This window comes from Asaia platycodi JCM 25414 (assembly GCF_000614545.1).
GTDB classification, from domain to species: Bacteria; Pseudomonadota; Alphaproteobacteria; order Acetobacterales; family Acetobacteraceae; genus Asaia; species Asaia platycodi.
The window spans coordinates 86,887-104,883 of sequence record NZ_BAKW01000007.1; the positions used below are offsets into that span (position 1 = coordinate 86,887).

The window sequence follows — 17,997 nt, forward strand, 5'->3', positions numbered from 1 at the left end:
AAATCAGAGGGAGAAGTTTTCTCCCAGATAGACGCGGCGTACGTCTTCATTCGCGACAATCTCCTCGGGGATGCCTTCCATCAGCACCTGGCCCGAATGCATGATATAGGCCCGGTCGATGACCTCAAGGGTTTCGCGAACGTTATGATCGGTAATCAGCACGCCGATGCCGCGATCCTTGAGATGAGACACCAGATCGCGAATTTCACCGACGGCGATTGGATCGATACCGGCAAGCGGCTCGTCGAGCAGGATGTAATTGGGCTGGCTGGCCAGCGCGCGCGCAATTTCCAGACGACGCCGTTCACCACCAGAAAGAGCGAGAGACGGTGAATGACGCAGATGCGAAATACCGAACTCGGCCAGCAGCCCGTCGAGCATGGTCTGGCGATGGTCGTAATCGGGCTCGACCACTTCGAGAGCGGCGAGAATATTCTGCTCGACATTCAGCCCGCGGAAGATGCTGGCCTCCTGCGGCAGATAACCGATACCCAGACGCGCACGGCGATACATCGGCAGTTGCGTGATATCGGCGCCATCCAGCGTGATCGTGCCGGTATCGGCTGGACAAGCCCGACGATCATGTAAAAGCTCGTCGTCTTGCCTGCGCCGTTCGGCCCCAGGAGGCCGACAGCCTCGCCACGCTGCACCTGGATCGACACATTGCGAACGACCTGGCGCTTTTTATAGCTCTTGCCGATGCCGTGTGCGATCAGCCCCGTCTGCACCTGTGGGTCGTCCATGATTTCGTGCAGGAGAACGGTCTCGTTATCGCTCATGGATGTGTGTCTCCGGGCTTGCTGCTCGAGGCTTCATTGGGAATGACCATACCCTCGACGCGCTGGCCCGGTGCCGGATTCATGATCGCAACGCCCGTTTTCATATTCACGATGGCCGAGGCGCCGTTATTCTGGTTCTGGCCGCTGGTTACATGCACATGGCCGATCAGGCGCGCCATCTGCGTGTCGAACACATAGACACCACGGTCGCCAGTCGCGGTCTCGTTGGGTGTGCGCAGCATGACATGCCCCCAGGCATAGGCGCGGTCGAGCTTGGACGAACGTTGCGCCGTGCCGGAACACCGTTGGGGCTGGCAGCATCCCTCGCAGGGGCAGGCGCCGCGCTGTCAGGCTTGCTGAAAGCCACCAGAACATCTGCCTTGATGCGTTTGCCGTCATTGGTGGTGACGGTGGCATCGCCACGCCCGACCGACATGCGTGTATTGGCATGATATTCCATCACGTCGCGCGCCGTCATGACATCCTGAGGGGTAGTCAGTTTGAGCGCTTTGCCGGTCATGACCAGAACGGCCTGATCGATGTCGTAAAGGGCTTTGTCGCCCCAGGCCTGATCGGTGGTTGTGTAGATATGCACATGCCCGATCGCTCCATGCGGTACAGCTCCATCGAGCCCCCCATGGCGCCATCGCCGTCGCTCTTCTGACCATCCGTCTTGGTATCGTTCGGCGGCGGAGCGTTCGGATCCGGAGCCTTCTTGCGCAGGAAGCCGATAAGCTGGTCGGCGTCGATGGTCACATCGCCGCGTATGGCGCGCGCCTGATCGACGAAAGTGACCGTCTGGGCATCGTGATCATAGGTCTGGGGGCCAGCCGAGCTGATCTGAACCTGCTCGCCATGAGACATGTCGATGGCCTGAGCCAGTGCCTGCGAACTGGAAAAGCCGAAAAGCGAGGCACCGGGAAGCGGCAGACCCACCAGAAGCGAAGTCAGTGTCAGGGCAGGGATGAGGCGACGCATCATGGGGCCTTGTGTGCGGGTGAAGTAAGAGCAGGCATGGCATCCTGACGGTCATCATTGCGGATGACGCGTTGCGGTCCGACAAATTGCAGCAGATTATCGTGCTGGTCGATAAAATAGCCTTGTGCGTCGAGGATGCCAAATGGCCCTTCGGCATGCACCCAGTCATTCGAGGAAATGACGCTGCGATGCAGGTCGATATCGGCAGTGAGCCCGTTGAGCAGTGTGCCGTCGTCGCGATAGAGCACGACGTGATCGGTAAGGTTGAGTGTCTGCTGATGCTGCATGTACACGCCCTTATCCGCCTTGATCTCGGCCCAGCCGCCTCCCGCCATATGGGTGTCGGCAACCGGATCGACCAGATCGATACGGTCGGGGCCGTTCTGATGGGCGATACGAGCCGTTACCATATAGGGGCGATCATGGGCATCAAGGCCGCGATAGATCGCGCCTTCCAGATTGCCACTTTCGACGCGCATCTGGGCCATTTCCTGCATCACAGCGCGATTGGCGCTGAGCCAGCGTGCGATTTCGGGCCAGACGGCAATCGAGCCCAGAAGCAGGGCGGCGAGTAAAGGCAGAGCCCATTTCGCGGTATCGAGCAGGCGACGACGGGACGCGAGATCGGATGAGGTAGGAATGGCGCGCTGTCTCGCCTGTCCCTGCTCGCGCATGGCGTCGCGCAGGGCAGCCAGCTTGGCGGCGTCACGGGCGAAATCTTCGCGTTGCGGTTTTTTGCGCTCGTCTGGGGGAGAGGTCTGTGTCATGCGATCCCCGTTCGCAGCAGGTCGTGAAGGCGCACGATGCCGACCGGGCGACCAGCTTCATCGAGGATGAAAAGACTGTTGATCGCCTTCCGCCGCGCCGTCATCAGATGGATGACCTCCTGAGCGAGGACGTCTCCTTTTGTGGTGATCGGGTCGCGGTTCATGATCTCACCTGCGGTCGCCTCGTCGAGATGACGCGTCAGGGCGGGGCGCAGATCGCCGTCGCTCACCAGCCCGATGAGGACGCCGTCGTCATCAATGATGCCGATACAGCCGAACGCCTTGCGCGTCATTTCCATGATGACATTCGACAAGGTCATGTCCGACCTGCCCAGCGGCATCGCGTCCCCTTCATGCATCAGCCGTCTGACAGGCTTGAGCAAGGCTCCAAGCTTGCCTCCCGGATGAAAGGCGCTGAAGTCGGTCGCGGTAAACCCGCGTCGCTCAAGCAGGGCGATCGCCATGGCGTCGCCCAGGGCCAGCTGCATGATCGTGCTTGTCGTTGGCGCAAGCCCCATGGGGCAGGCTTCACGCGCACGAGGGAGGTGCAGAACGATCGTGCTGGCACGGGCGAGCGTTGAGTCGGGTGAAGAGGTCAAGCCGATGACGGGCAAAGCATGGCGTGCGGCATATTCGAGCAGGACGGCCAGCTCGCTGGTTTCGCCCGATTGCGACAACAGAAGCAGCACGTCCTGCGTATCGATCATCCCGAGATCGCCATGAGCGGCTTCGGCAGGATGCACGAAGAAAGCGGGCGTGCCGGTAGAGGCGAAGGTCGCCTGGATTTTCTTGGCGATATGGCCCGATTTGCCGATGCCGGAGACGACAACGCGGCCTCTGGTGCCTGCGATCAGGGCGATGGCGTCAGCAAAGGCACGACTCAGGGTGTCCGGCGCCATGAGCGCCGATTGCAGGGCGGTAAGCCCCGCTATTTCCGCAGAGAGCGTAGCGCAGGCGCTTTCCAGCGCAGAACTGGGGCCATTTTCCGGGGCGGTCACGAGACGGGAGCCGGATAGGGGAAGCTCGGTCATGCGTTCTCTTCCCGCTTTGCTGGCCTGAGGTCAATCACCGAAGTTCCATCCGGGCAAGGCCTTTCTGTGGCACTGCGCGGATGGAGAGGGAAGCCATGCGGGTTCTGGCGTCGGCCCGGGCAAATAATCAGGCGCGGTGAGAGAAGATATCGGGCTCTTCATAACCGAGAATATCGAGATGCCCCCGAGCCGGCATGAAGTCGTAGCATGACTGTGCCAGTTCGCGGCGGCCCTCACGGATCAGCAGGGCCTCGAGCTTTGCCCAGAGCGCATGCAAATGCAGCACGTCAGAAGCGGCATAGCTGAGCTGCTCGGGGGTGAGCACTTCGGAACCCCAGTCTGACGTCTGCTGCTGCTTGGCCAGATCGACCCCCAGAAGTTCACGGCAGAGATGCGCGAGGCCATGACGATCAGTGAAAGTGCGCACCAGACGCGCAGCGATCTTGGTGCAGATCACGGGGGCGACGGTAATACCGAGTGCGTGCTGAAGCAGTGCCACGTCGAAGCGGGCGAAATGCATCAGCTTGGTGACGCTCTCGTCCGACATCAGGGCCTTGAGGTTAGGGCAGTCTTCGTAGCGGCCACCCAGCGATTTTGGGCGAATCTGCACGAGATGCGCCTCGCCATCACCGGCGGAGAGCTGCACGAGGCAAAGGCGGTCGCGATGTGGGTTGAGGCCCATGGCTTCGGTATCGACGGCGACAACCGGACCCAGATCGAAATCATCGGGGAGATCACCATCATATAGGTGGATCGAAGCACTTGGTGCGGCCATGTTTTGGGAACCCTGGGGCTAGAAAAAACGGAAGCCGACGATTTCTCGTCGGCTTTTCCGTTTTTCGTATGGTGCCCAGAAGAAGACTCGAACTTCCACGTCCTTGCGGACACAGGTACCTGAAACCTGCGCGTCTACCAATTCCGCCATCTGGGCTCAGAGGCTGTCCGGGGCGCCGCTTTTTTCGGCATCCCGTTCGGTGAAGAGGCGTTTACCGGTGTGTGTCGGGGGCGTCAACACCCCCTCTAAAAAAAAGAGGAAAAATTTCATGCAACGCTCTGTCGTCACCGTTTTCGGTGGGAATGGCTTTATAGGTCGTGAGCTTGTGCGCCAGCTTGCTTCAGAAGGGCATCTGGTGCGCGTGGCGTCGCGCGCTCCAGATAAGGCCGCCTCGCTGGTGGCGCAGGGGCCATCAGGCGGGATCCTGCCCGTTTATGCCAGTGTAACCGATCCCAGCTCGGTCGAGGCGGCGCTGAACGGTGCGACCGCAGCTATCAACCTCGTGTCCATCCTGACTGAGAGCGGCAAGGCGCGTTTCAAGTCAATCAATGCCGAAGCTCCCGGCAGGGTCGCCCAGCTCGCGCGCCGTGCCGGGGTGACGCGTTTTGTTCAGGTTTCAGCCATCGGTGCTGCGCCGGATGCGCCGTCACTTTACGGAAAGAGCAAGGCCGAAGGCGAAAAGCGGGTGAGGGACGCTTTTCCGGAGGCGACGATTCTGCGCCCGAGCGTGGTGTTCGGCCCTCAGGACCGGTTTCTGAACATGTTCGGGGTGATGGCCAAGCTTTTGCCTGTTCTCCCTGTCTATTATCCCAAGACCCGTCTGCAGCCCGTTTACGTCGAAGACGTCGCCACGGCCGCGCGGCTGTGTCTGACGGGCGAGGGCAGTGCGTCAGACGCTGGCGCGAGGGTGTTCGAACTGGGTGGCCCCGATCAGATGAGCATGGAAGAGATCATGGCCTTTGTTGCGCGCTCGGTGGGACGTAAGCCGCGCCTGCTGGCGATACTGAACGGGGTGGCGATGGCGCAGGCGCGGATCTTCGAAAATCTGCCGGGCAAGTTGCTGACGCGAGACCAGCTCGCCATGCTCGGGCAAGATAATATCGTGACATCCGGTGCTGCTACGCTGCAAACGCTGGGAGTCGTGCCGCAGAGCGTTTATGATCGGGCGCCGGAATATCTGAGCCAAATCAGCGTGTTGAGAACGCTTCTCAACTAAATGGTCCGTATCGGTCCTTTTTTCTGGGGTGTCCGATGTTTTTCGCGTGAAAACGTCATTAAGCCGGGCGATAAGTCAGCATTGATGACTTATCGCCCGTTTCGCCTTGTCTTACCTCTGCGTCATGTTTTCGAGAGGCGCTTGTTGCGCCTGCTCGCCCATAGGGAGAACGTGACGTGGCCGAACGGATGCTGCAGTTTGTCTCATTGCCGCAGGAGATGCCTGAGAAGCGTGCGGCCGCCGAACGACGTGAGGATTTCGGTGAAATTTATCGCGGCTTTGCGGTCGAGCGTGCCGAGCAGCAGGCGAGCCGCTGTTCGCAATGCGGCGTGCCCTTCTGCTCGGTGCACTGCCCCCTCGGTAACAATATCCCCGACTGGCTGAAGCTCACCGCCGAGAACCGTCTGGAAGAGGCGTATCGTCTCTCTTCGGCAACCAATACCTTTCCCGAGATCTGCGGTCGCATCTGCCCGCAGGATCGTCTCTGCGAAGGCAATTGCGTCATCGAGAAGGATTTCGAAAGCGTCACCATCGGTGCGGTCGAGAAATTCATCACCGAGACGGCGTTTGACAAGGGTTGGGTAAAGCCGCGCCAGCCGTCACAGGAGCGCCCCCAGAGCGTCGGTATCGTTGGCGCTGGCCCTGCTGGTCTGGCAGCGGCGGAATGGCTGCGCGCTCTGGGCTATCAGGTTCATGTTTATGACCGACACGACCGCATCGGCGGATTGATGGTCTACGGCATCCCGAGCTTCAAGCTCGAAAAGCACGTCATTGCGCGCCGCCATGAGTTGCTCGAGGCGCAGGGTATCGAGTTCCATCTCTCCACGCCGATTGGCGGCGGTGCGGGTGAAACATCGTTCGAGAGCCTGCGCGAAAAGCATGACGCGGTTTTCCTCGGCACGGGCGTCTATCGTTCGCGCGAGGTTGCCGTGCCGGGCAGCGGTCTGGGCGGCGTGGTGCAGGCGCTCGACTTCCTCACGGCGTCTAACCGTCGCGGTTACGACGAAACGCCCGGTGACGACGCCGTTCTGCACGCCCGAGGCAAGCATGTGGTCGTCATAGGCGGTGGCGATACGGCCATGGATTGCGTGCGCACCTCCATCCGTCAGGGCGCCGAGAAGGTGACCTGCCTCTATCGCCGCGATCGCGCCAACATGCCAGGCTCGGTTCAGGAAGTGAAAAACGCCGAGGAAGAAGGTGTCAATTTCGCCTGGCTCGCCGCGCCTGAGGCTTTTCTGGGCGATGGCACGGTCAATGGCGTACGCGCTCATAAAATGCGCCTGAGCTGCCCGATGCGTCGGGTCGTCAGTCCGTCGAGGCGATGCCCGATAGCAGCTTCGTCATTCAGGCCGATCTCGTCATCAAGGCGCTCGGTTTTGATCCCGAAGACCTGCCGGGCGAGTGAACGCGCCGGAACTGGCCGTCACCAAATGGGGCACGCTGAAAGTCACGCCGGGTCGCTTCGAGACCAGCGTGCCGGGCGTGTTTGCAGGCGGCGATATCGTGCGCGGCGCCTCTCTGGTGGTCTGGGCCATTCGTGACGGACGTGAAGCCGCAGCAGAAATGCACCAATTCCTCTCTGCAAAAGAGAACGCGACAGCAGATCAGGCCGCACGACTGGTAGCGGCGGAGTAAGAGCCATGACCGAGAAGAGCTATATCGAGTCCTATCAGGACAATGTTCGTGCCCTCGAAGGCCTTTACGATCCGACCATGGAGCGCGATGCCTGCGGCGTAGGCCTCGTGGCCGCTCTCGATGGCAAGCGCCGTCGTGATGTGGTTCTGGCCGGTATCGCCGCACTGAAGGCGCTGTGGCATCGCGGCGCGGTCGATGCCGATGGCAAGACCGGCGACGGCGCGGGCATCCATGTCGAGATCCCGCAGGATTTCTTCGCAGAGGCCATTCACAGTGCAGGTGACGATCATATCGAGGGTCGCATCGCCGTTGGCATGATCTTTCTGCCCAAGACCGATCTGGCGTCGCAGGAAGAAGGTCGCGCGATCATCGAGAGCGAAATTCTCGATTTCGGTTATGGCATTTATGGCTGGCGCCAAGTGCCGATCGATACGGCCTGCATCGGCGAGAAGGCCAATGCGACCCGACCCGAGATCGAGCAGATCATGGTGCGTAATCGCCTCAACCGCTCCGAGGCCGAGTTCGAGCGCGATCTCTACGTGATCCGTCGGCGCATCGAGAAGGCTGCCGAGAAAGCGCATGTCGATCTCTATGTGTGTTCGCTCTCCTGCCGCTCGCTTATCTACAAGGGCATGTTCCTTGCCGAGAATCTGACGGATTTCTACCCCGATCTTCTCGACGAGCGTTTTGTCTCGCGCTTTGCGATCTACCACCAGCGCTATTCGACCAACACCTTCCCGACCTGGAAGCTGGCCCAGCCTTTCCGTCGTCTGGCGCATAACGGCGAGATCAATACGCTTTCGGGCAACGTGAACTGGATGCGCAGCCATGAGACCCGTCTCGCGAATGCCGAGCTCGACCCGTATATGAACGACCTCAAGCCTGTCGTTCAGGCTGCGGGCTCGGATACGGCGATGTTCGACAATGTGTTTGAGCTGCTCACCCATGCCGGTCGTGACGCCCCCATGGCCAAGACGCTTATGGTACCGGCCAGCGCCGGTGGCAGTGCGTCCATGACAGACAAGCATCGTGCGCTGTTCTCCTATTGCAATGCCGTGATGGAGCCCTGGGACGGTCCGGCCGCCATCTGCGCGACCGATGGTCGCTGGATCGTGGCAGGTCTCGACCGCGCCGGACTGCGCCCGCTGCGTTACACCATTACCCAGGACGATCTGCTGATCGTCGGGTCCGAAGCGGGCATGGTGCGGGTGAAGGACGATAATACCCGCATGAAGGGGCGTCTCGGGCCGGGGGAAACGCTCGGTCTCGATCTGCAGGAAGCCAAGCTTTATGCGCCGCAGGAACTGCTCGATCTTCTGGCTGAGCGTCAGGATTTTACGTCCTGGACCAAGAATATCCGCAATATCAGCTCTGTGGTGCGTGGTGACGTCGCCGAGCCGGTACTTTTCACTCCCGATCAGCTGCGGCGTCGTCAGCTGGCCATGAGCCTCACCCATGAGGAACTGGAGACCATTCTCCACCCCATGGTCGAGACCTCGGCAGAGGCCATCGTCGATGGGTGACGACACGCCGCTTCAGGTGCTGTCGAGCACCTATCGCGGGCTGGCTCATTATTTCCGTCAGGGCTTCAGCCAGGTCACGAACCCGCCGATCGATTCATTGCGCGAAATGAACGTGATGAGTCTCGTTACGCGTCTGGGCAATCTGGGAAACATCCTCGACCAGTCGCCTGAGCAATGCGATCTGCTTCAGCTCCCGAGCCCGGTGCTGACCACAGGCGAATTCGAGGCGCTGCGTAATTTCTGCGGCAAGGATGGCGCGACGGTCGATTGTACCTTCCGTGCGGCCGATGGCGAAGCCGGACTGCGCGATGCCATCGCCCGTATCCGCCATGAAGCCGAAGATTACGTGCGTGGTGGCTGTACCCATCTCTTCCTCTCCGATGAGGGGCAGAATGAAGAACGCGTTGCGATCCCGATGATCCTCGCGACTGCTGCCGTCCATATCCATCTCGTGCGTCAGTCGCTGCGCACTTTCACCTCGCTCAATGTGCGGTCCTCCGACGTGATGGACGTGCATGGCATGGCGGTAACAGTGGGCGTGGGCGCCACGACCGTAAACCCCTATCTGGCGCAGGAATGCATAGCTGATCGTCTGCAGCGCGGGCTGTTCGGTGATCTCTCACTGCGTGAGGCGGTCGAGCGTTATCGCAAGGCGCTCGACAAGGGGCTGCTCAAGATCATGTCGAAATCCGGCATCTCGATCGTCTCGGCCTATCGTGGCGGCTATAATTTCGAAGCCATCGGTCTGTCCCGTGCGCTGGTGGCAGAGTTCTTCCCCGGTATGCCCTCGCGCATTTCCGGCATCGGCCTGCCGGGTCTGGCGCGCAATGCGCTCAAGGCCCATGAAACCGCCTATGCCGGTGGTGTCGATGCGTTGCCGATCGGCGGCCTCTACAAGCTGCGTCGCAAGGGCGAGGTTCACGCCTTTGGTGGTCAGCTGATCCACATGCTCCAGACTGCCGTTTCTACTGACAGCTTCTCGCTGTTCAAGCGCTATGCCGATGCCGTGCGTCGCCAGCCGCCAACCGCATTGCGCGATCTGCTCGATTTCCGCCGGGTTCGTGAGTCGATCCCGGTCGAGGATGTCGAGAGCATCACCGCAATCCGTCGTCGTCTCGTGGCGCCGGGCATCTCGCTGGGGGCGCTCAGCCAGAAGCGCATGAGACGCTCGCCATTGCCATGAACCGCATCGGTGCCAAGTCGGATTCGGGTGAGGGTGGCGAAGATGCGTCGCGCTTCACGCCGCGTGCGAATGGCGACAATGCCAGCTCCAAGATCAAGCAGGTCGCTTCGGGTCGTTTCGGTGTGACCGCCGAGTATCTGAATAATTGCAGCGAGATCGAGATCAAGGTCGCACAGGGCGCAAAGCCCGGTGAAGGCGGGCAGTTGCCTGGCTTCAAGGTGACGGAACTCATCGGCAAGCTGCGCCACGCCACGCCGGGTGTAACGCTGATTTCGCCACCGCCGCATCATGACATCTATTCGATCGAGGATCTGGCGCAGCTCATCTACGATCTGAAGCAGATCAACCCGGAAGCAACCGTAACGGTCAAGCTGGTCGCCCGTACCGGCATCGGCACCATTGCCGCCGGTGTGGCCAAGGCCAAGGCCGACGCTATCATGATTTCGGGCCATTGCGGCGGCACGGGTGCCAGCCCGCAATCCTCGATCAAATATGCCGGTCTGCCGTGGGAAATGGGGCTGACCGAGGCCAATCAGGTGCTGACGCTCAACCGTCTGCGCCATCGCGTGACGCTGCGTACCGATGGCGGTCTCAAGACCGGGCGTGACGTGGTGATGGCTGCGATGCTGGGCGCCGAGGAGTTCGGTATTGGCACGGCTGCGCTCGTGGCCATGGGCTGCATCATGGTGCGTCAGTGCCATTCGAATACCTGCCCGGTGGGCGTGTGCGTGCAGGACGAAGCCCTGCGCGCCAAGTTCGAGGGTACGCCGGAGAAGGTCATCAATCTCTTCTCCTTCATCGCAGAAGACGTGCGTAACATCCTGGCCGAGCTTGGCTTCAAGAGCATGGAAGAGATCATCGGGCGCACCGATCTGCTGCGTCAGGTTTCGCGTGGCGCCGATTATCTTGACGATCTGGATCTGAATTCGCTGCTGGTTCAGGCCGACCCAGGACCAGATGCGCGTTATTGCACCCGTGAGGGACGCAATGAGGTGCCTGAGACGCTCGATGCGCAGGTCATCGCCGATGCAACGCCACTTTTCGATCATCGCGAGAAGCTGCATCTGCACTACACGGTGCAGAACACCCATCGTGCCATCGGCACGCGTGTGTCCTCGCTGATCACACGCAAATTCGGCATGAAGACCCTGCCGGAAGGCCATCTTACCCTGCGTCTGCGCGGTTCTGCCGGTCAGTCTCTCGGTGCCTTTGCCGTGCAGGGGCTCAAGCTCGACGTGGTGGGTGACGCCAATGACTATGTCGGCAAGGGATTGTCTGGCGGCACCATCGTGGTGCGTCCGTCTCCGACGCGCCCTGGCGCTCGGAAGAGAATGCCATCATCGGTAACACGGTGCTTTACGGTGCGACGGCGGGTACGCTGTTTGCGGCGGGTCAGGCCGGTGAGCGTTTCGCCGTGCGTAACTCCGGCGCCACGGCAGTGGTCGAAGGCTGCGGCTCCAATGGCTGCGAATACATGACCGGCGGTACCATCGTGATCCTCGGTCAGATCGGCGATAATTTCGGGGCAGGTTTTACCGGGGGTATGGCGTTCGTACTCGACAAGAACGAGGCTTTCGAAGCGCGCGTGAATCCGGAAACCCTGCTTTGGGGCCGCGTCGAGGCCGGTAGCGCATGGGAAGAGACCCTGCGCTCCCTCGTGCAGCGTCATGCCGATGAGACAGGGAGCGCCTATGCCGCCGAGTTGCTTCATCGCTGGGACCGTGTCCTGCCGCATTTCTGGCAGGTTGTGCCGCGCGATTACGCCCGCATCATCGGTTATGAAGTACCGCAGGAGGCGCAGGCACTTTCAGCCTGATCTTCAGCATCATGAATGCAGCAAAAGGCCGGTATCGTGCGATACCGGCGTTTTTTATGGGTTATGCGCGACTGCGACGGATCGATAACCATTTGCCCATGAATTGGGTTTGTTTCCTTATTATTCTCTCTTTCCTTCTTGGGTTAGGGTCACGGTCTCGCTCCGGTGATGGTCATGGCGGAGGCGATTGGGGACTGAAGCGCGGATGATCCGTATAGCCGTTATCGGGATCGGGCAGATTGCCCGCCAGCAGCATCTTCCCGCTCTCGAAGACGACCCCGATTTTAAGATCGTGGCTGCTGTGTCGCCTGCACCAGTCACGCTGGACGTACCGGTTTTTGCGTCTCTTGCCGAACTCAGGCAGAGCCATCTGGCGCTCGATGCCGTGGCGCTCTGCACACCGCCTGACCTGCGTTATGCGCTGGCCCATGAGGCCTTGTCTGCGGGGTGGCATGTGCTTCTCGAAAAGCCGCCTACCGTCACCCGCTCTCAGGCTGAATCATTGTCCCGTCTGGCCGAGCAGCGCGGGCTGACCCTTTTTGCTGCTTGGCACTCGGTCTATGCGGCCTCGATTCCGGCACTCAGGGAAATACTGCCTGCGCTGGCCATCGAGCGCGTGACGGTGGTCTGGAAGGAAAATGCTGATAAATGGCATCCCGGTGCCGACTGGTTATGGCGTGCCGGGGCGCTGGGCGTTTTCGATGCGGGGATCAATGCGCTCTCCATCCTCTGTGCAGTGTCGCCCGAAACACTTCTCTACGAGACCGCCCTCTTGTCTTTTTACGGCGATCAGCAGGCACCGTCTCAAGTTACGCTGGCGATGCGCGGCAGCGTGACCGGCCTGCCTGTGACAGCAGAGTTTGACTGGCGGCATGAAGCGGCGAGCGAGATATGGGAAATCGTGTGGCATGCCGAAAAAGGAGAAAACGTTACCCTGTCAGAAGGAGGAGCGCGGCTTCGTGTCGGTTCCAGCGAGATCGCGCTGCCGCATACACGCGAATATGTTAAGGTTTATCGTCACTTCGCCTCTCTGATTCGAGCGGGGCAGTCGTCTCTCGATCTGCGTGCGCTCGATCTGGTGACCGATGCACTAGCGTTCGGGCACAGGAAAAATGCCTCCTAATGATTACATAGAATATGAAACTAAAGTAGAATTATTCTTCGTTATTATTTCAAAATATCAAATGACGATCACATCCATGGGTATAATGCCGGAAAACACGGCATAGGAGACTTGTCGGTTTTCTGAATGATTGTCATCAAGGCAGGACGGTATTTCGCGGTCCTGGATAAAATTGATGAAAAAATCGGCGCAGAAACGATCTTTAGGCGCAGTCGCTGTCGCCCTGCCTCTTGCGGCTACGCTGCTTTGCAGCACCGCCTCTCTGGCAGAGCCGATGCAGTTTCGGCGCACCCTGCTCAACACAGGCGGTAAAACCCCGGAATTCTGTCTGCGTTTCGCAACGGCCCTCGATAGTCAGGCCGGGCCGCATTATGCCGATCATGTGCAGATAACGCCCAGTCTGCGTCCCGATATCAAGGTCAGCGATCACGATCTCTGTCTTGGCGGTCTGGCCTGGAGCACGCGCTACAAGGTCACGCTCAGCAGCGGTATTCATGACGCGCAGGGCCGTGTGCTGGCCGATCCCGTCTCTGTGAGTATGGCCACCGGTGATCGCACGCCGAGCCTGAGCCTTGCCGGTGAGGGGTTCATTCTACCGCGCAAGAGCGCTGCGGGGCTCGATGTCCAGACCGTGAATATGGAAAGCGTGCGCCTGAGTGTCTGGCGCCTGTCGCCCAATGCGACTCAGAGCATGAGCATTCAGGATTCGTATCCACGGGTGGACACGACCCAAACCTCGCTCGAAACTTACGAATTCGAGCGGCTGCGCAGCACTCGCCTCAGCCAGGTCTGGTCGGGCACGCTCGAGACGCAGGGCGCGCGTAATGCGGGCGTTGTGACGGCCTTTCCGATTGCGAAATTGATCGAGGGTCAAAAGCCGGGCCTTTATCTCGTAACCGCAGAGAACGCCCATACGCCCAGAGGCGACAGCCGCATTGCCGCGCCGTTGCCGAAAGTGTCGAGTGGTTCAGACGATAATGACGATTACGGTCTGCCGATTGCTGCACATTGGGTGAATGTGAGCGATACGGCCCTTACCACAATGCGTGGCAAGGACGGGCTCCATGTCTATGCGCGGGCGTTATCGACGGCCCTTCCGCTCAAGGGCGTGACGATGCGTCTTGTGTCGCAGGGCGGAGACGATCTCGGCAAGGCGGTAAGCGATGGCGAGGGTCAAGTTGTTTTTGCCGCTGGACTGATCCGGGGGAAGGGCGCCGATCAGCCCGTTTCGCTTCTCGCGACCAGCCCGAACGGCGATTTTACCACCGTTTCGCTGACACAGGCCTGGTTTGATTTTTCAGACCGCGGGGCGGAAGGTCATGAGGCACCGGACGCCCAGCAGGCCGCGATCGTGACCGATCGCGGAATCTATCGTCCCGGTGAGAGCGTGAACACGACCATCCTGCTGCGCGATCCGCAGGGCAAGGCGCTCAGCACACTGCCGCTAACAGTCATCCTGCGTCGTCCCGATGGCGTCAAGGCGCAGACGCTCGTGCTCAAGCCGCAGGAAGACGGGGGATTCCTCAACAGCTTTACCCTTTCCCCCAGTGCGTCAGCGGGAAGCTGGTCACTCGAGGCCTATGTCGACCCGACCTCCCCCCCCGTCGGACGGGCTTCCGTCCTTGTGCAGGATTTCGTGCCGCAGACTATCGCCGTTGACGCGAAGCCGGGCAAAAACGTGTTGATCGAGGGAGAGAAACTCTCCGTCGCGCTTGAGGGAAGGTATCTCTACGGCGCGCCTGCCGCACATCTGCATGGTGAAGGCTGGTGCGCATCCTTCGAGATGAAGAGCCAGTGCCGGGCCTGAAAGACTTTGTGTTCGGTCTCGCGACCCAGAATTTCAGCCCGGATCAGCAATCCGTCACCGTGCCTGACACGGATGACGCCGGGCTCTCGAAGATTGAGATCTCGCCCGATCTGCCTGAGGGGCTGACACTGCCGTTGAAGGCCGAAATCAGGCTGAGCCTTTTCGATCCCTCCGGTCGCAGCGTCAGTAAAACGCTCACCCTGCCGATCCAGCGCCATCGGCCCATGATCGGGGTGCGTGTCGTCTCTCCACCTATGGGGAGCGAGAATGCCACCCAGCCAGTGCCGGTCGACGTCATTGCCCTCAACCCCGATAACAAACCCATTGCCTCACGTGCCCTGACCTGGACGCTCGTGCGCGAAAATGAAACCTATGACTGGATTTCGGAATCACGCGGCTGGCATTTCGTTCGTCATGTTATCGATGAACCCCTCCAGCATGGCACGGTGCAGACCGATGCGCAGGGCAGAGCGCATTTTGCCCCCGAGATCGATAGCGGCCGTTATCGTATGATCCTGACAGACCCAGAAACGAATGCGGCGAGTTCGCAGCGTTTCACCTCTGGCTGGTGGTCCGATAGCAGCGAGAAGCCAAATGCACCGGATCGCTTGAGCCTGTCCGTGCGTGACAAGGTTCTGCCGGTCGGTGGGCAGACAATCGTGCATGTGCAGGCACCCTTTGCCGGTGAAGCACAGATAGTGATTGCGACCGACAAGGTACAAAGCGCAAAGACGGTGATCCTGCCCAGAAATGGGCTCGACATCCCGGTCAAGGCACAAGCTGACTGGCCGGGCGGCGCTTATGTGCTCGTTACGGCGTTTCGTCCGCTCGATACCCCGGCTCGGGCTCATGAGCCTTCGCGTGCCGTGGGACTTGCCTATATCGGTCTCGATCAATCGGCGCATCGTCTGAAACTGGCAATCGAAACGCCACCGGTCATTCGCCCTCAGATGCGAACCACGCTGCCTCTGACGGTTCAGGGTGGCAAGCATGTGCATCTCGTCGTATCCGCTGTCGATCAGGGCATTCTTGCCCTGACGCAATGGAAGCTGCCCGATGTGTTCGATCTGGTTTACGGGCGTCGCGCTTTCGCTCTCGATGTGAAAGACAGCTACGCTCATCTGATGACGCCGGTCGGTCAGGCGGGTCTGCTGCGCGAAGGCGGTGACGAGGGGGGCGATGGTGGCGGGCTGTCTGTTACCTCGACGCGTATCGTCTCGCTCTTTTCAGGGATCATCACGCCCGACGACAGCGGCCATGCCAGTATCCCGCTCGATGTGCCCGATTTCGAGGGCACCCTGCATTTGATGGTGACGGCATGGTCGGACGATGCGCTCGGCTCGGCAGAATCCGATCTGCTCGTTCGCGATCCTGTTTTTGCCGATGTGACCTTGCCGCGCTTCCTCGCGCCGGGCGATGTCGCGACCAGTCTCGTGTCGCTGGTCAATACCGAAGGGGCAGCGGGCCATTATGCGGTGACACTGAGTGGTAATGGGCCGATCCATCTCACCGGACCGGCGACATTCGATGCCGATCTGCAAAAGGGCGCTCGCCAGTCTTTCCCCACCACGATGCAGGCCGGTGAGTCGGGTATTGCCCATCTGACCGCAAGGCTTGCCGACAAGCAGGGTCGCGTGATGCTGACGCGTAGCTGGGATCTGCAGGTTCGCCCCGGCCATCTTCCGATCACGCAATCGAGCGAGCAGAAGCAGGATCCGGGCCAGAGCTATCAGGCCTCGGCCTCGCTGCTTGCGCCTTTCGAAGCGGGAAGTTCAGCGGTCACGCTGGGCTATTCCGGCGTGCATGGGCTCAACACCATTGCCCTGCTCCAGAACCTCGAAGCGGGTTATGGCAATGACACGACAAGTCTTGCCGCCTCGGCACGTGGGCTACTGGCGTTCAAGGGGCATGATGCGCTGGCGCGTCTCACCGTGCCTGAAGGCGCCCAGAAGAGGATCGATACGGCCATTTCCATGCTCGTTGACCGCGAGGACGCCGGAGGGCGCTTCGGTTCCTGGCGGCTGAACGATGGGCGGCTTCTCCCTTGGGAGCAGATCTATGTCGTCGATTTTCTGGCTCACGCGAAAGAGGCGGGATACGCCGTTCCTCAAGACCCGCTCGATCACGCGCTCGACTGGCTAGTGACCTCTCAGGTGCAGAGCCCCGGCATCGAGGACCGTCATGATGACCGCTCCGAAAATGCCGTCACGCCCGAGACCAGGGCTTACGCACTTTATGTTCTGGCGCGTGCGGGCCGTCTCGACACGTCAGCCCTGCGCGCTCTGGGCGATAGCGCCACGTCTCGCGCTGTCGGTGGGACACAGCGTATCGTCTGGGGAAGCAACGCCAGCGAGGCCGTTTTTGCTGACTCTCTGGCGCTCGGTCACCTGGCGGGCGGTCTGGCTCTGGGCAATGAACGCCCGATGAGCAACACGCTTTTCGGTCTGGCCGTTGACGCGCTTGGCCCAACGCGCTCCGGCCGACCGACGCTTATGGACCCTTTCTACTGGGTCTATCTGCGCGATCTCGGCGGACTGGTTTCGCTGGCAGCAGAGAGTGGCAATAACGGGCTTGCGCAGAAACTTACCGATCGCTTCGGTCTGCTGGATGTTCCCGTATCGTGGATCAGCAATGCGACAACGACCTCTCTGCTTGAGGCCGGGGCAGCCATGAACAAACCTGATCCGGCGCGCGGTATCGCGGTTAACGGTGTTGACCAGCCACGCCCGATCGGGCTGCCTTTTGCTGTCAATCCGGATGCTGCCAAGCTTGACGGTACCAAACTCACCAATACCGGCACGGTGCCGCTCTGGATGACCGTGACAATTACGGGCACGCCGAAAGAAGCACCTGAGCCGATTACAGACGGGTTTGCGGTCAGGGTCTCGACCGTAACGCTCGACGGCACGCCCTACGACCCTGCCACGGGCAGGCAGAATGATCGCTTTATGGTGGTGATCGAAGGGGAGTCTCAGGACCGTAACCTGCATCATTGCGTCCTGACCCAGTTGCTGCCTGCGGGTTGGGAGATCGAAAGCGTTGTGCGCGGTCGGGAGGAAGAAAACGATTCAGATGCGCCGGACCCCCAGGCTGGCCCTTCTTTCCTTGGTGAGACGAGCCAGACCAGCGCTGTCGCCCTCAAGGACGATCGTTTCTTCGCGGCCTTCGATCTGAGGGGGGGCACCTATCGTCCGGCTTCGCCGCGTATCCTGGGAAGCAATGCATTCAGGCTCGCCTATATCGTGCGTGCTGTCACGCCGGGTCAGTTCCTGATGCCGGAAACAGTCGTGCGCGATCGTTTCAGCCCGGCTCTCATGGGCCGCAACGCCGCTGGGCGGATCGTCATCGCGCCACGATGAGCGCG

General features: G+C 60.6%; 7 protein-coding genes, 1 tRNA gene and 4 pseudogenes. 6 read left to right on the forward strand and 6 right to left on the reverse strand.

The window, feature by feature from the left end; all coding sequences use genetic code 11:
- Positions 1-3: 3 nt before the first annotated feature.
- The 6 genes and pseudogenes from lptB to JCM25414_RS07690 all read right to left on the reverse strand — a co-directional run bounded on the left by lptB (position 4) and on the right by JCM25414_RS07690 (position 4,486).
- Positions 4-779, reverse strand: a pseudogene (gene lptB, locus JCM25414_RS18265) (LPS export ABC transporter ATP-binding protein).
- A pseudogene (locus JCM25414_RS27005) lies at positions 776-1,757 on the reverse strand (LptA/OstA family protein). The pseudogenes lptB and JCM25414_RS27005 overlap by 4 nt, the downstream one beginning before the upstream one ends.
- Positions 1,757-2,524: an LPS export ABC transporter periplasmic protein LptC gene (lptC, locus tag JCM25414_RS07675; protein ID WP_025841251.1), complete on the reverse strand. Its 768-nt coding sequence runs from the start codon at positions 2,522-2,524 to the stop codon at positions 1,757-1,759. Before lptC ends, JCM25414_RS27005 begins: the two are co-directional and overlap by 1 nt.
- Positions 2,521-3,555, reverse strand: coding sequence for a KpsF/GutQ family sugar-phosphate isomerase (locus tag JCM25414_RS07680; RefSeq protein WP_025841252.1), 1,035 nt, complete (start codon positions 3,553-3,555; stop codon positions 2,521-2,523). The genes lptC and JCM25414_RS07680 overlap by 4 nt, the downstream gene beginning before the upstream one ends.
- A gap of 127 nt (positions 3,556-3,682) precedes the next feature.
- Positions 3,683-4,330 (reverse strand): ribonuclease D, encoded by a 648-nt coding sequence (locus JCM25414_RS07685; RefSeq protein ID WP_025841253.1) that lies wholly within the window; start codon positions 4,328-4,330, stop codon positions 3,683-3,685.
- Positions 4,331-4,399: 69 nt separating this feature from the next.
- A tRNA-Leu gene (locus JCM25414_RS07690) sits at positions 4,400-4,486 on the reverse strand.
- 112 nt (positions 4,487-4,598) lie between these two features.
- On the opposite strand from JCM25414_RS07690, the gene JCM25414_RS07700 reads away from it, so the two are divergent.
- The 6 genes and pseudogenes from JCM25414_RS07700 (at position 4,599) to JCM25414_RS07740 (ending at position 17,992) form a co-directional block, all read left to right on the forward strand.
- Positions 4,599-5,546 carry a complex I NDUFA9 subunit family protein gene (locus JCM25414_RS07700; protein ID WP_025841254.1) on the forward strand — a complete coding sequence of 316 codons (948 nt, stop codon included), beginning with the start codon at positions 4,599-4,601 and terminating at the stop codon, positions 5,544-5,546.
- A gap of 176 nt (positions 5,547-5,722) precedes the next feature.
- Positions 5,723-7,181 (forward strand): annotated as a pseudogene (locus JCM25414_RS18275) (NAD(P)-dependent oxidoreductase).
- Positions 7,182-7,186: 5 nt separating this feature from the next.
- Positions 7,187-11,703: pseudogene (gltB, locus tag JCM25414_RS18280) on the forward strand (glutamate synthase large subunit).
- A 205-nt stretch (positions 11,704-11,908) separates the two neighbouring features.
- A complete protein-coding gene (locus JCM25414_RS07730; RefSeq protein WP_025841259.1) occupies positions 11,909-12,826 on the forward strand; it encodes a Gfo/Idh/MocA family protein in 918 nt (305 codons plus the stop codon).
- Between the two features lie 175 nt (positions 12,827-13,001).
- A complete protein-coding gene (locus JCM25414_RS07735) occupies positions 13,002-14,633 on the forward strand; it encodes an MG2 domain-containing protein (RefSeq protein WP_025841260.1) in 1,632 nt (543 codons plus the stop codon).
- Entirely contained in the window at positions 14,594-17,992 is a 3,399-nt protein-coding gene (locus tag JCM25414_RS07740; protein WP_148300991.1) for an alpha-2-macroglobulin family protein, read from the forward strand. The genes JCM25414_RS07735 and JCM25414_RS07740 overlap by 40 nt, the downstream gene beginning before the upstream one ends.
- The last annotated feature ends 5 nt before the right edge of the window (positions 17,993-17,997 follow it).

Coding starts and splice junctions, on each gene's coding strand:
- lptC (WP_025841251.1), bottom strand. CDS start 2,524: ATGACACAGACCTCTCCCCCAGACGAGCGCAAAAAACCGCAACGCGAA.
- JCM25414_RS07680 (WP_025841252.1), bottom strand. CDS start 3,555: ATGACCGAGCTTCCCCTATCCGGCTCCCGTCTCGTGACCGCCCCGGAA.
- JCM25414_RS07685 (WP_025841253.1), bottom strand. CDS start 4,330: ATGGCCGCACCAAGTGCTTCGATCCACCTATATGATGGTGATCTCCCC.
- JCM25414_RS07700 (WP_025841254.1), top strand. CDS start 4,599: ATGCAACGCTCTGTCGTCACCGTTTTCGGTGGGAATGGCTTTATAGGT.
- JCM25414_RS07730 (WP_025841259.1), top strand. CDS start 11,909: ATGATCCGTATAGCCGTTATCGGGATCGGGCAGATTGCCCGCCAGCAG.
- JCM25414_RS07735 (WP_025841260.1), top strand. CDS start 13,002: ATGAAAAAATCGGCGCAGAAACGATCTTTAGGCGCAGTCGCTGTCGCC.